This is a genomic window from Chryseobacterium sp. MEBOG06 (assembly GCF_021869765.1).
In the GTDB taxonomy this organism is placed as follows: Bacteria; Bacteroidota; Bacteroidia; order Flavobacteriales; family Weeksellaceae; genus Chryseobacterium.
Window position 1 is genome coordinate 1,080,419 of sequence record NZ_CP084580.1, and the last position, 14,188, is coordinate 1,094,606.

General features: G+C 35.4%; 14 protein-coding genes. 11 read left to right on the forward strand and 3 right to left on the reverse strand.

What is annotated here, in order from left to right:
* Nucleotides 1-40: 40 nt before the first annotated feature.
* The 11 genes from LF887_RS05010 to polA all read left to right on the forward strand — a co-directional run bounded on the left by LF887_RS05010 (nt 41) and on the right by polA (nt 11,993).
* Nucleotides 41-904: a lytic transglycosylase domain-containing protein gene (locus LF887_RS05010; protein ID WP_236857705.1), complete on the forward strand. Its 864-nt coding sequence runs from the start codon at nt 41-43 to the stop codon at nt 902-904.
* 127 nt (nt 905-1,031) lie between these two features.
* Complete coding sequence (locus LF887_RS05015; RefSeq protein ID WP_236857706.1) at nt 1,032-1,556, forward strand: YdcF family protein; 525 nt, start codon at nt 1,032-1,034, stop codon at nt 1,554-1,556.
* Between the two features lie 355 nt (nt 1,557-1,911).
* Nucleotides 1,912-2,325, forward strand: a complete 414-nt coding sequence (gene tssD / locus LF887_RS05020) for a type VI secretion system tube protein TssD (protein ID WP_236857707.1) — start codon at nt 1,912-1,914, stop codon at nt 2,323-2,325.
* Between the two features lie 211 nt (nt 2,326-2,536).
* Nucleotides 2,537-4,732 carry a type VI secretion system Vgr family protein gene (locus LF887_RS05025; RefSeq protein WP_236857708.1) on the forward strand — a complete coding sequence of 732 codons (2,196 nt, stop codon included), beginning with the start codon at nt 2,537-2,539 and terminating at the stop codon, nt 4,730-4,732.
* 2 nt (nt 4,733-4,734) lie between these two features.
* Nucleotides 4,735-5,808 carry a PAAR domain-containing protein gene (locus LF887_RS05030; protein ID WP_236857709.1) on the forward strand — a complete coding sequence of 358 codons (1,074 nt, stop codon included), beginning with the start codon at nt 4,735-4,737 and terminating at the stop codon, nt 5,806-5,808.
* 220 nt (nt 5,809-6,028) lie between these two features.
* A complete protein-coding gene (locus tag LF887_RS05035; RefSeq protein WP_236857710.1) occupies nt 6,029-6,262 on the forward strand; it encodes a hypothetical protein in 234 nt (77 codons plus the stop codon).
* A 12-nt stretch (nt 6,263-6,274) separates the two neighbouring features.
* A complete protein-coding gene (locus LF887_RS05040; protein ID WP_236857711.1) occupies nt 6,275-6,598 on the forward strand; it encodes a hypothetical protein in 324 nt (107 codons plus the stop codon).
* Nucleotides 6,598-7,722 (forward strand): hypothetical protein, encoded by a 1,125-nt coding sequence (locus tag LF887_RS05045; protein WP_236857712.1) that lies wholly within the window; start codon nt 6,598-6,600, stop codon nt 7,720-7,722. The genes LF887_RS05040 and LF887_RS05045 overlap by 1 nt, the downstream gene beginning before the upstream one ends.
* A gap of 336 nt (nt 7,723-8,058) precedes the next feature.
* A complete protein-coding gene (tssD, locus tag LF887_RS05050; RefSeq protein ID WP_230040876.1) occupies nt 8,059-8,472 on the forward strand; it encodes a type VI secretion system tube protein TssD in 414 nt (137 codons plus the stop codon).
* 94 nt (nt 8,473-8,566) lie between these two features.
* Nucleotides 8,567-8,998, forward strand: a complete 432-nt coding sequence (locus tag LF887_RS05055; RefSeq protein ID WP_236857713.1) for a hypothetical protein — start codon at nt 8,567-8,569, stop codon at nt 8,996-8,998.
* Between the two features lie 160 nt (nt 8,999-9,158).
* On the forward strand, nt 9,159-11,993 hold the full coding sequence (gene polA, locus LF887_RS05060) for a DNA polymerase I (protein WP_236857714.1): 2,835 nt from the start codon (nt 9,159-9,161) through the stop codon (nt 11,991-11,993).
* 76 nt (nt 11,994-12,069) lie between these two features.
* On the opposite strand, the gene LF887_RS05065 is transcribed toward polA, so the two are convergent.
* From LF887_RS05065 to LF887_RS05075, 3 genes are all read right to left on the reverse strand, one after another.
* The gene (locus tag LF887_RS05065; RefSeq protein WP_236857715.1) at nt 12,070-12,822 is read right to left on the reverse strand and encodes a protein phosphatase 2C domain-containing protein; all 753 of its coding nucleotides are present in this window, start codon (nt 12,820-12,822) and stop codon (nt 12,070-12,072) included.
* A gap of 271 nt (nt 12,823-13,093) precedes the next feature.
* Entirely contained in the window at nt 13,094-13,498 is a 405-nt protein-coding gene (locus LF887_RS05070; protein WP_236857716.1) for an immunity 22 family protein, read from the reverse strand.
* A gap of 21 nt (nt 13,499-13,519) precedes the next feature.
* Complete coding sequence (locus LF887_RS05075) at nt 13,520-14,104, reverse strand: hypothetical protein (RefSeq protein WP_236857717.1); 585 nt, start codon at nt 14,102-14,104, stop codon at nt 13,520-13,522.
* Nucleotides 14,105-14,188 lie beyond the last annotated feature (84 nt).

Here is a 14,188-nt window from a genome sequence, read left to right on the forward strand (position 1 = left end):
AAAAAGGTAAATTGCCTTTTTGCTTATAAATACATTTAAGATGAAAACGATTGTCAGAAATATCTTTACAGGTTTTATGATATTGGGAACTGTTATTTTTGTGAACGGACAGTTTCTTGCCGCTTCCGATACTTCGGAAAACAGTGTAAAAAGATACAAAGGAATTATTAATGCCAATAAAGATCTTGTAGAATTTATTGAACAGTTACTCCTTCAGAAAGGACTTCCCAAGCATTTGAGAAATCTGGCGCTGATAGAGTCTCATTTTGACAGAAATATTACCTCAGGAGCAGGAGCCGTAGGAGTCTGGCAGCTGATGACCGCTCATGCCAATCAGTATGGGCTTACAGAGCAAAATCGTACAGATGTTTATAAAAGCACAAAAACGGCCGTCATCTCTTTGGGAAATCTCTATAAAAAATATAACAACTGGGTGACAGTAGTAGCCGCCTATAACTGTGGTGAAGGAAATATTGCAAAGGCAATGCAGGCTGCAGGCTCGTCTCAATATCACGAGTTTTATAAATACCTTCCCGGAGAAACCATTAATCATGTGAAAAAATACCTGAATGCGTGCTACGCTACAGGAGAGCTCCAAAGCGTGCTGAATAACTATAACTCTGCAAGAATAAATAAAATATTCTTCGAAGACGGGAACAGAAAAATAGCCAGTGAAAACCTTTCAGAAACCGAAATTAATGCTGGGTTTAATCTGAAAATTGTTGCTGATGAACTCAAAGTTGATTTCGACAAAATTCTGGTCTGGAATCCGGGAATTGTGGAAGAACTACAGAAAAAAGGTGAAAGCCCTTTTTATCTTCCGACTGATCTGATGCCGGATTTTCTGTTACGAAAAAATAAAATCCTTGTTCGATCCATAAAAGAAGGAGGAAATACTCCATAGAAGAAATACCTTAAATAGAAAATTATTAATAGCAATCAGTTTCATTGAGCTGGTTGCTATTTTATCTTTATCTTATCAATTCAATTTATGAAAAAAATGTAAAATATATCCTCTTATTGCCTGCTTTTTGGTTTGTTGCACATACCATTTATATATATTCGATGGGCTTGATGATAAAGGTGGAAGAGCTGATCTGGCAGTGGTTTTAGGAAACAAAATTAATGAAGACGGTCCGCTGTCAGAAAGGTTAAAATCAAGGTTAGATCAAAGTATTAAACTATATCATGCGGGGCGGGTAGAGAAGATCCTGGTAAGTGGTGGATTAGGAAAAGAAGGATATTGGGAGGGAAACAAAATGGAGGAGTATCTGAAAAGAAACCATATTCCACAGGAAAATATCATTGTAGATAACTATGGGAACAATACTGAAATGACGGTTAAAAATACAATCCGGATCACGGACAGTCTGTATTTCAAAAGTATTATTTCAGTTTCACAATACGATCATCAGACAAGAATAAAAAAACTCTTTAAGGAAAATCATTTCTATGCTATAGAAAGTTCAAGTCCTGACTATTTTGAAATACGGGATTTTTACTCAATTTTCAGAGAATTTTTTGCCTACTATAAAGCTGAAAGATTAGCACTGTGATTTTATAAGTTGGGTAAATAATTTATATCTGAATATTGAACCCCAAACTTTAAATCTTCAATATGAATTTCCCATTTTTGTCTCTCAGATTTCCACTTTAAACTGTAATTATATCTCTTTATTGTGTAAAATGTTCCTTTTTCGTGAAATAATTATTATTGCTTAAGTCCTTTATTAAAAGGTGTTTTGGTGTTTGTTTTAAATCCAATGTCGTAGAATTACGACAATAAATCGTAGAACTACTACAAATTTTCAGATTTATATTGAAAAGTTTTTTTTAGAAAAAAAGAGCCTCTATATTTGCTACACAATCACCGAATCACAAAATATTACTAACGATTAAAATTTACAAATCATGGCAGAAAGAAATTCAAGAGGAATCTTAAAATTCAACAATGGTGAAGGACAGAAGCTGTTAAAAATGAATTACAGCGTATCAAGATCTACAGACGTTTCAGGACGTGTAGCATCAGATCCTTCCAATGCATTAATCAAAGTTACCGTAGAAGCTACTGAAAAATCAGACATTCTGGAAAGCTTATTGAATGGGAAATACAAGCCTACAGTAGGAGAAATTGTATTTAACAAATCTCATGAAGAAGGAACATTGATTACCTTAAAATGGGAGAACGGATACGTTATTCAGCACGAAGTAGATTTTGATGCTATTGACAGCAACAGTATGCTGATCAGCTTTGTAATCAGTGCTGAAACCATTGACTACGGTACTTCTCAGTACGCTGGACTGTGGCCTTCATCTGGCAAATAAGCCTATTCATCATCTTAGTAAAAATAAAATTGGTACAGGACAGTGCACTCGTAAGGGTATACTGTTCTGTTTTTTCCATGAAGAATCATGATATCCCGAAAGCTATTCTCTGTAAGAGTTTCTCCGGAAGATTGATCAATATTATATTTCGATTTTGTATATACTGTACAATCGGTAGTGTATACATTTTTTAATTTAAACACAATATGCTATGTTTCAGGATGACAAGAAAATTAAAATAGAAAGCCCCGGCAATGCTACAAAAGCAGGCAAGGGGCATATTAAGAATGTTGCAGAAAAAGCTGAAGGAAAAATAAGTAATGTTGGCGAAAAAACAAAAAAAACGGTAAAAACTGGCCAGCAGACTGTAAGTTCTGTACAAAGTGCAGATATGTTTATGAATCAGACTTTGGTTCCTAATACAGCATCTATTGTTGAAAATAAAGTATGGGCAAAACAGCCCACCTCAAAAATACATAATGTAGAAGCCATTGCTGAAAGTTTTATTACCGGAATTAACCGTGTCGTAAAACTCGAAGTGGTTATTGAAGGTCAGATTATTAAGTATTTTAAACATTTTAAATTGGTACAAAGTGCCGCAAAGCACCATGAGTTCAGTTTGACACTGGCTCACGATACATTGGGAAGCGCGGAAAATCATAATTTAGAAGAGGCTCAGAATTTTTTGGGAAAAAGAATTACTATAGTTTTCAAATATAAAGATATTCCTAATGGCGCTGAGCGAAACTTTGTGGGAGTCGTTACAGAAGTCGGGTTCAGTCAGGAAAAAGGTAGTTTGGGAAATATAGTTCTTAAAGGATACAGCCCAACAGTACTTTTAGATGCAGCACCCCACATTCAGAGTTTTGGGGGAAGTCAGCCTGTGAGCTTAAACAGTATTGCAGATCATGTGATCAGAGAAGGGCTGGGGCAGAATAAATTTGACTTTAGGGTAGACGCCCAGCACGGAAATGTTTCCTACAGTTCCCAATATGAAGAAACCCATTATAATTATCTTGCCAGAATGGCGGAAGCGTATGGAGAGCAATTCTACTATGATGGGGAGGTTCTGCATTTTGGAAAACTGCCGCCTCAGGAGAAACCTGTGAAACTTACTTACGGCAGTAGTGTAAGCGATATTTCAATTAAAATGAAAGCACAGCATGTAAGCCCTAGTTTTTATGGATATAACAGCAGCAAAAATGAAAAGCTTACAGCCGGAAGTTCAAAAATCAATCATACATCAGATATTGCGCGGCGTGCGTATGAAATATCAGAAAAAACCTTTACAACCCCTTCATTAAGAGTAGCCCCAATCAAGGCATCATCTTTTATGGATATTGATGCTTCTCAGAAAGGAACTGCCGGAAGTAAAGCATCTGAAGTTTTTATTACTTCAGGAACTACTACTGTCCCTTTCTTATATCCGGGCTGTCCTGCAGATATAGAAATGCGTAAAGCTGACAGTAATGAGACTTCTTATTTTACCAAACTGATGATTATTGAAGTTACGCATGAAGTAGATGCCAGAGGATATTATGATGGGAAATTTGAAGCTATTGCTGCAGATACAGGATTTATTCCACGTCCGGAATTTGAAAATCCAAGAGCAGATGCTCAATTTGCCAAGGTGATTTCCAATACAGACCCTTTAAATCAGGGAAGAGTCCGTGTTCAGTTTGATTGGCAAAAAGGGCAGGACACAACGGAATTTATCCGGGTAATGACACCTGACGCGGGAAGCAGTAAAAAGGTGAATAAGAACAGAGGCTTTATGGCTATTCCTGAAGTAGGAGATCAGGTTATCATTAATTTTGTACATCAGCATCCTGATCGTCCCTTTGTGATGGGGGGAATGTTCCATGGTCGGGTAGGTGCAGGTGGTGGAGTCGGAAATAATATAAAAAGCCTCAGTAGCCGTAGTGGGAATAAGTTAGAGCTTAATGACGGGGAAGGTTCTGTATATCTTACAGACCAGGGAGGTGCAAATATGAAATTTGACGGTGCCGGAAATGCGACCACTAATGCCAATTCGAATCATACTGTAAATGCCGGAAGTAAAAATACCATTAATGTTGGGGGAAAAAAAGATGCGCCTCCACAATGTATTTTGGAAATGGACAGTGCCGGAAATATTACGCTAGATGGTAAAACAAGTTTAACCATTACGATTGGCGAGAGTATTTTAAAGATGTTGGCAGATGGTACCGTGACTTTAAATGGTAAAAATGTGAAAATGGAAAGTACTGAAACTTTTGATATCTCTTCAAAAGATTCTACCTTTAAAGCAACTAATAATACAGAAGTAGGAGGTGGTGTGCTTACTAAAGTGACGGGGATAACCCTTCAGCTGTTTGGTAGTTTCCTTGCAGAATTAAAAGCCGCTGTAACAAAAATAAATAGTTAAATATGGGAAAACTGGCTGCACGGGCACTTGTAGATCAGGGGGCTCATACCGGACCTATAACTGCCGGAAGTTTTAATGTGTTAATCGGAGGAAAACCGGCTGCTAGAAAAGGAGATCCCATTACTTGTTCCTCTCACGGAGTCGCGAGTATTGTAGAGGGATCGTCATCTGTATTTATCAATGGAGTAGCTGCTGCAAGAATGGGTGATAAAACAAGCTGCGGTACACCACCACAACCACCCCCGGCAGGACCTACAGGAGCTCCGGTGGATAATCATTTCTGGAGCATTATCCCTAAAGATAAACTTAATAGCGACGGAACTATTGATCATAAATTAAAAGATAATATGTCATTAAAAGTCTTTGAAGCCTATGCCAATAGAGAAGATAAGACGAAAGACGGGAGTTATGATTACGGAACTTTAGGCTTTACCGTATTTGAGATGAATGTTAAAGGAGACTATGAACCTTTAGGAAAAGGAAACGGGGGAATAGGAGGAAGCGGAGGATTTTCAAAATATAAAGGAGAGCTGAAAGGTGGAATCTATGGAAGTAATGGATTATACGGTGCTGAGGGAGAAGGAAAAGCTTCGATGATGTCCGGAAATGCAGAAGTTCACTTAGGTAAAGAAGGTGTTCTTTATCATAAAAGTGAAGTAAAAGGTGACATCGCCTATATCGAAGGAAAAGCTGAAGCTAAGGTTTTAACCGGAGGATCTGACAACAGATATGGCTTTCAGGCAGAATTATCCGGAGATATGGGAGCTGCTAAAGCAGATTATGAAGGGCAGTCTGATTTCTTTGGTGTTTTAAAAACAAAAGCTAAAGTAGGACTTTCAGGAGGCTCAGGTGCACTTGGAGGTAAAGGAGGAATGTATTATGATACCGATGACTATGAATTGGGAGTAAATGTGGGAGGTAAAGTTGCCGCTTTAGTAGGTCTTAAGTTAGACCTCGAAGTCACTTTAAGTGCTAAGCCTATCATTAATGGAATAAAAAATTTAAAAGAATGGATGTTTCCTTCCGTGATTGAAGGAAAAATTTTAACTGGTTGCGCAACCGTAATAATTGGATAATATGAAGATTTTATTGTATGTTACATTTGTAATTTTGTATGGTTTATTGCTTTTTAAATTGCCTACATTATATTCAAAAAAGAAAGTTTTATTAATAACAGGCGGTGGGATATTGGTCGGCCTTTTATTTTTAGTTATAGCATATTTTAGTTTTTTAATGTACGCTTCAAAATATGATAACAGCCTCTTGGTATACGAGAAACAGTTTCTAAATATATGTATGGGAGTTGTTGCATTATTCTTTTTCAGCTTTTTTGTTTTGTTATTTGTGGATACAATTTTAGATAGTGTGCTGGTGAGATTTCATCAGACGTATAATTCCCAAAATATAGACAGAAATCCGGTAAGGTTTTTTATTGGAAATGTTGAGAAAATCAAAGTAGGAATTAAGCTACTCTTCTTTTTGGGAGGCTTCCTTGTTTTCTATGGAATTTGTTTTGGAGCTTCAAAATAAAAAGGAGTTCTTATGAAATCAAAATTAATTATTGCAGTAGTTTTTTTTATACTTTCAATATTCGTAATAGCCTCCGTATTCATCTGGAAAGACTATCATATACTAATGAAAGTACAAATGCCGATGATTATCCTTTTTGGATATCTGTGGACAACATTTGGCGTTGCTTATATTTTTGATACAATCAGAGAAAAGTCAATAGTGAAAGGAATACAGAATGAACAGCCCTATGCTGTACTTTTCCGTTTTTCAACCCTGATCAATGTGTTTACTTTTCTTTTTTTTGGTATTTTAGCTATTGCAACAATTTTAATATTAATTGTATTTGATCTATAATGAAAAGTGAAACAACTCAAGGAAATATTTGGTATAGTTTTCCTGTAGAGCAAACCTACACCAAAGAATATCTTCAAGCCAATTTTTGGAAATGCCTGTATACTACAGGTGATGAAAATCTACATTACTGGGCCATATTACCAAATAGTGTAAAACCCAATAAATTGGAGCCTGTTAGAATTAATGAGCTTTCCATTACTAATATAGGGCAATATGTAAGAGATGATAACAGTCCATATCTGGAAGTTCAGGTAGCTTATGAACATTATGAATTTGAAATGAATGCTTCAGACTGGATCAAAAAGAAACTCGTAATGATGGGGGAAGAAATCATTGCAGAAAGAGTTATAAAGGGTAAAAGCACCGGCAATTATCTGGACGTTCTTTGTAAAAAAAATATTTCAGGAACCAATATTATTTCAAGATTTACAGTTTTAAAAGATTATAATAACCGAAAAGGGGGAGCCAACTACTTTTGTATTAAAGCCACTTGTGAAGAAGAGCACTATGAAGATTTAAGCCTTTCCATGTTGCAGATTGTAACCAACTGGGATTTAATTAATAAGTCAGATTGGCAAATGGCTGAACTATTGACTCCGTTTATGGATGAATTTACAGAACCTGTAAAATTCTTTGTCCCTCAGTCATGGGAAGCAAAGTATAACAAGAATACGAATCATAGCTTTTCCAATTATATTTTTGAGCATTCAATGGATGGGAAAAACAGAGGCGTAATTAATTCTTTTTTTTATAAAACCGAAGAATTCGGTAGCGTTGAGCTTCTTGTTAACTCTCAATTGGCCCGATTTGAAATAATTGACGACTTACAGGCATTACTGACACCCATAGAAAGGGTAGAAAGCAAAGAGATTCAAAACCCGGCGGTAGACATCCTTTATAATATCGTCGGAACATTAGACTCTGAAAATGAAAATTTTCATGCCAGCATTACAGTAGCCATTATTAAAACATTAAAAGGATGGTACTACTTTGAAAGCATCGGTCCTAAACCTAATTTGCAAAATAATTATTGGGAGGTTAATAGAAGATGTATCCAGATTATGATTAATTCCTTTAATAATTTAACATTTGAAGTCAGAGATGAGTCACACTTCAATTCTTAAAGTAAGATCATCTAATACCGTTTTGACCTAAAAATTTAAAGACCTGTAAAGGTCTTTTATTGTTTGTAAATATCAGCTATTAGCATATTGTATTTCTCTTAATAGTGTGTGGATTGATGTTTTGGTTTCGAATTTAAATTGAAGTTAAAGTATTTATTAATAGTAAGTTGTAGAATTGTTTAATTCTATTATCGTAGAATTACGACAAGAAATCGTAGAACTACTACACTTTTTCAGATTTCTTCTTAAAAGCTTTTTTTTCAAAAACAGGGGCTCTATCTTTGTTATATAATTATTGAATAACAAAATATTATTAACGATTAAAATTTACACATCATGGCAGAAAGAAATTCAAGAGGAATCTTAAAATTCAACGGAGGAGAAGGGCAGAAACTGTTAAAAATGAATTACAGTGTATCAAGATCTACAGACGTTTCAGGACGTGTAGCATCAGATCCTTCCAACGCATTAATCAAAGTTACTGTAGAAGCTACTGAAAAATCAGACATTCTTGAAAGCTTATTGAACGGAAAGTATAAGCCGACAAAAGGAGAAATTACCTTCAACAAATCTCACGAAGAAGGTACTTTAATTACTTTGAACTGGGAAAACGGATACGTTATCCAGCATGAAGTAGACTTTGATGCAATAGACAGCAACAGTATGCTGATCAGCTTTGTAATCAGTGCTGAAACTATTGACTACGGTACTTCTCAGTACGCTGGATTATGGCCTTCATCAGGTAAATAATACACTTTAATAAAAAAATAATGTTGAACAGTATACTCACAGAGTATACTGTTCTGTCTTTTATCAATAATCATTTATAAAAATTAAACAAAAAATGTTTAAACAACTTTTACTTATTCTTTTTGTTACCATATCCTCTACTTTAATTCAGGCACAGAATACTTCCGCTTTATACAAAGGAACAGTGAACGGGAAAATGCCCATTACATTATTTATACAATCTGTAGAAAACGGCTGTGGAGGAGATCCTTATTACAACGCAATGTACCGCTACGAAAAAGTAAGCAACTGGTTGCAGTTAAATGTTACAGAAGGAATAAAACAGCAATTTGCACTCGTGGAAGAAGGCTTTACAGGTTTGATGATTTTAAAAAAAGAAGGCGATATGATGAATGGAACCTGGATAAGCCCGGACACTAAAAAACAAATTCCTGTACAACTAAAAAAAGTAACAATTAGTAAAAAAGAAATGGGAACCTATGAGGATAAAATGGAAAAGCTTAATTACGAAAATCATGACTGCTAGAGCATGAATTATAGCAGTATATAATCTATCCTAAAAATGAACGCGGAATCAGTTAAGTACTAAACTTTTATTAATTCCGGACTCATTTTCCACTTCTAACTTTCCATTTTCAATTCTCATTTTCCCTCCTATTTTCATATATTTGTTCATTATAGATAATATGGACGCAACACAAGATAAAAGGCTGTTTCTCATCGATGCCTATGCGATGATTTTCAGAGGATATTACGCATTGATCAGGAATCCCAGATTAACAAGTAAAGGATTGGATACCTCTGCTATTTTCGGGTTTACAAACTCCCTGATTGAATTGATCAGAAGAGAAAAACCAACTCATCTGGCTGTGGTTTTTGATGTAGGAAGGGCAAGTGTAAGAACTGATGATTTTGCGGATTACAAAGCCAATAGAAGTGAAACTCCTGAAGCCATTAAAATTGCTGTTCCATATATTCACAGAATTCTTGAAGCTATGCATATTCCAATTCTTGGAGTGGAAGGCTATGAAGCAGATGATGTAATAGGTACTATTGCTTGCAAAGCAGAGAAAGAAGATTATATTACCTACATGGTAACTCCGGATAAAGATTTTGCACAGCTGGTTACAGATAAAATTAAAATCTATAAACCAGGCTTAAAAGGTGGAGATATAGAAATTTTGGGAGTAGAAGAAGTAAAAGCAAAGTATGAAATTGAAGACCCTAAACAGGTTATTGATTATCTTGCGATGATGGGAGATGCAGTAGATAATATCCCTGGACTGGAAGGTGTAGGAGAAAAAACTGCTATGAAATTCCTTAAAGAATTCGGGAATATTGAAACGTTGTTAGCCAATACCGATAAGCTGAAAGGAAAAATGAAAGAAAAAGTAGAAGCTTCAGCAGAACGTGGTATTCTGTCTAAAAAATTAGCAACCATTATCTGTGATGCACCCGTAGAATTTCATCAGGAACAATATGATCTTGAAACTCCCGATTTTGAAAAAGTAAAAGAAGTTTTTGAAGAAATAGAATTCAGAAGACTTTATGAAAACCTTTACAGAGCTTTTGCTCCGGCAGCTACTGCAACTGTTGTCGTAAGCGAAGTTGAAGTAAAACAGACCCCGGCAGGAACAGACGTAAAGGGGCAGGCAGTGCAGCTAGATCTATTTGCCAATTTCGAAGAACTGGATCAGGCTACTTCTACAAAATCTACCATAGAACAGAATGATCATCTTTATCAGTTTATAGACAATCCTAAGGCTCAGAAAAAACTGGTGGATAATCTGTTGAAACAAAGAGCTGTTTGTTTTGATACAGAAACCACCTCACTGAATGAGCTGGAAGCAGAACTGGTAGGAATGAGTTTTTCCTATAAAAAAGGACTTGCCTATTATATTCCTTTATCAGAAGACAGAGAGAATGTATTACAAACTCTGGAGATTTTCAGACCGTTTTTTGAAAAAGAAGACCTTCTGAAAATTGCTCATAATTTAAAATTCGATTATAAAATATTAAAACAGTACGACATTACCGTAAAAGGAGCGATGTTTGATACTATGATTGCCCATTACTTGCTGAATCCTGACGGAAGACACGGGATGGACTACCTTTCAGAAGTATATCTGAATTATAAACCGGTGTCTATAGAAACCATTATCGGGAAAAAAGGAAAAAAACAGGGAACATTCAGAGATGCAGACGTTAGAACACAGACTAACTATGCTGCTGAAGATGCAGACGTAACGTTCCAGCTATATGAATTGTTTGCCCCGCAGCTGAAAAAAGAAAACCTTGAAGAGCTTTTCTTCAATATTGAAATGCCTCTGATGGAAGTACTGGCGAAAATGGAACTCACCGGAATTTCTCTGGATGAAAAATGGCTGGCGCAGGAAAGTATTGACCTTGAAAACGATCTTAGACAGCTGGAAGCTAAGATTTTTGAACTTTCTGAAGAAGAATTTAACATGAACTCACCAAAACAATTAGGTGAAATTCTGTTTGAAAAAATGCAGCTTGATCCAAAAGCAAAAAAAACAAAAACAGGACAATATGCAACCTCAGAAGACGTCCTTCAGAAGCTGTCTTCAAAACATGAGATTATCAAACATATCCTGGAATACAGAACCTATCAGAAACTGAAATCAACCTATGTAGATGCTTTGCCTTCACAGATTGACAAGCATGATAACAGGGTACATACCAATTTCTCACAAACCACAGCCGCTACAGGACGTCTGGCAAGTGTAAACCCGAATCTTCAGAATATCCCGATCAGAACATTGAGAGGGCAGCAGATCCGTGGAGCTTTTGTTTCAGGAGAAGGAAAAAAAATTATCTCTGCCGATTATTCACAAATTGAACTTCGTCTGATTGCTGAAATCTCAGGAGAAGATAATATGATCAAAGCCTTCCAGAACGGAGAAGATATTCACGCTTCTACAGCTGCAAAACTATTTAAAATTCCTTTGGAAGAAGTTTCAAAGACCCAGAGAAGCCAAGCTAAAACCGTAAACTTCGGAATCATCTACGGACAGGGTGCTTTTGCTTTGGCAGAGCAGACCGGCTTATCCCGTACAGAAGCTAAGCAGATGATCGAAGCCTATTTTGAAACTTACCCAAAACTGAAAGAATATATGGCTGGGCAGGTAAGTAAAGCTCGTGAAATAGGATACGTAGAAACCATTTTAGGTAGAAAACGTCACTTAAAAGACATTAATTCCAATAATTTTGTAGTAAGAGGTCATGCAGAAAGAAATGCTGTAAATGCTCCGGTGCAGGGAAGTGCCGCAGATATTGTGAAAATTGCTATGATCAAAATAGACAGAGAACTTGAAGAACAGCAGTTGAAAACTAAAATGCTGCTTCAGGTACATGACGAATTGGTCTTTGAATCTCCGGCAGATGAGGTAGAAGCCGCTTCAAAATTAATTAAAACCGAAATGGAAAGTGCCTTAAAAACACAAGTCCCGTTATTGGTAGAAATTGGAGTAGGAGATAACTGGCTGGAAGCCCATTAATAAAAATATTTTCAGATAGATCTTACCATCATAAAAGAGAAAAACTTCTGCTCTTGGGCGGAAGTTTTTCTTTTTCTTACATATTAGGTTGAGGTTCCTTTATCAATCTTATTATAGCCAGATCATCCGTCGGTTTTATTCCGTAATGATGCTCTAGCTTTTTTATTTTCTTGTTGAGCATTTCCTCAGTGTCTTCGTAGTTTTGGTCTTTCATTAAATATTCGATACAGTTAATCGTTTCTTCAGAAACAGTTTTTTTAACTTTTGAAAAAGTTAAAATACCATCCGTTGCAATCGATACATCCTCCAGTTGATCAAAAAATATTTTCTGATGCTGAGAATTATACCAGTCTTCAAAATTTTCATGAAGATGATAAGCCAGATAATCAGGTTTGTTGTCCCTGTCAAATTCAGTGATATTTCCATTAACACAAACAACACCATCACCAATAGATAAAATTATCCCCTTGTTTTCAGCACTGTCGTAAAGCATAATGATCAGAGTAGTAAGTAATTCTTTTTCATCAAGCATCAGACTTTTTTTTAGAAAACTAATTTCTTTGAACAGATCTTTTACAATTTCCTTAAGCTGCTCATCAGGGTTTCGCTGAATATCTTTTTCATATAATTCTTTATAGCCACATTCTGTGATAATCTTGCGCAGAAGCTTCCCCACCAAGGTAGAGGCAAAGTGACTGTCCATAGCTGTGGAGCAGCCATCCATAACAGCGCAGACCATTTTATTTGAACTTATTTTTTTGATCAGCAGATCATCTTCGCAATGGAGATCATGATAATCTCCGATTTGTAATGAGGAATAGAACTTCATGAGTTTTAGGATATGACACGAAAGCGCTTCAGTAAATTAAAGCTTTTAGTATGTAAATGACTAACCAGAAAAGAAACCACAGCTGTAATAGCAAATATTACAGCCATGTATTCTAATTTGCAATCTTTAATGATAAAGTTGATGCCATATATCGCCGGATAATTCATTAAATTATATCCCCAAATATAAACTGTTGCTACCAACAGGATAAAGATAATATTAATGTAAACTAACCTTTTATTCATTTAATAAATGATGTTAACAGTCTATGTTATAATTCAGCATCGAATTCTATCTCACCAATATAATAAAGTTTGTTTTCCTCGCCATCTACAGAAACAGGATTGGGAATCACAAATCTGCTGGCAAAAATAATTGCATTCACAGGAGTATCAAGGCTAAGCTCATTAAGCTTGCTTTCAAGCACCGGAAGCCATTGGTCAGCATAAGAATATTCAGAAAACTTCTCGTAGATCCCTAAGTTCTCATCCTCAAAACCATATTCAATAAAATCATCATCAAACCATTTTATATTTTGTGATTCTGCAAACTTTGAGATATACTGGTCTTCAGTTTCTTCGTCTATGTAATAATTTTCATCCTCTTCTACAAAATCATAAAAGTCTTCTTCATTTTTAAAATATCCTAACCAGAAGTGTGAAATTTCTTTGTCCATAAGTGAAATTTTATATAAGTATTATTTTTTCATATTTTTAAGCAAATAGTTTTTTTCACTGATGAGCAGCATGCCTGTCATCATCGCAAAACCTGGTTTGCCGCCCACATTAACATTGATTTTTTCCGAAAACTGTTGAATAAAATCTCCGTTATTTAAATCATAAAGACGGAATATTGAATTCCCAAAAGTAATTCCTACAGTCTGTTTAACATTAAAAACAACAGGCAGCATCAATAAGTCCGCATTGCTGAATTTTTCTTTGACATAATTTATTTCTTCCGTACTCAGTATTGTTTTAAGGTTAGGAAAGGTCTTTACTTCTTTAGATTTATAATCTTTTTCAGCAACTTTTTTTAAAATGTCTGTGGTTTTTGTATCCAGATTAGTACGTAAACCAGTTACATCAATAAACTTTAATTGAAGTGTATCTTTTAATATATCTTTTGTAATAGAATCATTATCTTCAAAATCATTGATAATAGGTACAAAAGCCACTGTAGAAATATCATTTTTAAAAGAATAATTTTCATTAAATGCTTTTTGAGCATGCAGAACCGTACTTCCAAATAGTACTGTAATTACACTGAATATCAGGTTTTTCATATAGAGGTTATTATTGTCTCGTTTTAGTCATTATACTTTGAAATCCTCATGTTTAAAGGATTTCCAATATTTAGAATGTAATAT

What these genes read in the sequence shown, in the direction of transcription:
- LF887_RS05040 (WP_236857711.1), top strand. Translation starts at nt 6,275, where the DNA reads ATGAAATCAAAATTAATTATTGCAGTAGTTTTTTTTATACTTTCAATA.
- LF887_RS05075 (WP_236857717.1), bottom strand. Translation starts at nt 14,104, where the DNA reads ATGAAAAACCTGATATTCAGTGTAATTACAGTACTATTTGGAAGTACG.
- polA (WP_236857714.1), top strand. Translation starts at nt 9,159, where the DNA reads ATGGACGCAACACAAGATAAAAGGCTGTTTCTCATCGATGCCTATGCG.
- LF887_RS05070 (WP_236857716.1), bottom strand. Translation starts at nt 13,498, where the DNA reads ATGGACAAAGAAATTTCACACTTCTGGTTAGGATATTTTAAAAATGAA.
- LF887_RS05010 (WP_236857705.1), top strand. Translation starts at nt 41, where the DNA reads ATGAAAACGATTGTCAGAAATATCTTTACAGGTTTTATGATATTGGGA.
- tssD (WP_230040876.1), top strand. Translation starts at nt 8,059, where the DNA reads ATGGCAGAAAGAAATTCAAGAGGAATCTTAAAATTCAACGGAGGAGAA.
- LF887_RS05030 (WP_236857709.1), top strand. Translation starts at nt 4,735, where the DNA reads ATGGGAAAACTGGCTGCACGGGCACTTGTAGATCAGGGGGCTCATACC.
- LF887_RS05065 (WP_236857715.1), bottom strand. Translation starts at nt 12,822, where the DNA reads ATGAAGTTCTATTCCTCATTACAAATCGGAGATTATCATGATCTCCAT.
- tssD (WP_236857707.1), top strand. Translation starts at nt 1,912, where the DNA reads ATGGCAGAAAGAAATTCAAGAGGAATCTTAAAATTCAACAATGGTGAA.
- LF887_RS05035 (WP_236857710.1), top strand. Translation starts at nt 6,029, where the DNA reads ATGGGAGTTGTTGCATTATTCTTTTTCAGCTTTTTTGTTTTGTTATTT.
- LF887_RS05045 (WP_236857712.1), top strand. Translation starts at nt 6,598, where the DNA reads ATGAAAAGTGAAACAACTCAAGGAAATATTTGGTATAGTTTTCCTGTA.
- LF887_RS05025 (WP_236857708.1), top strand. Translation starts at nt 2,537, where the DNA reads ATGTTTCAGGATGACAAGAAAATTAAAATAGAAAGCCCCGGCAATGCT.
- LF887_RS05055 (WP_236857713.1), top strand. Translation starts at nt 8,567, where the DNA reads ATGTTTAAACAACTTTTACTTATTCTTTTTGTTACCATATCCTCTACT.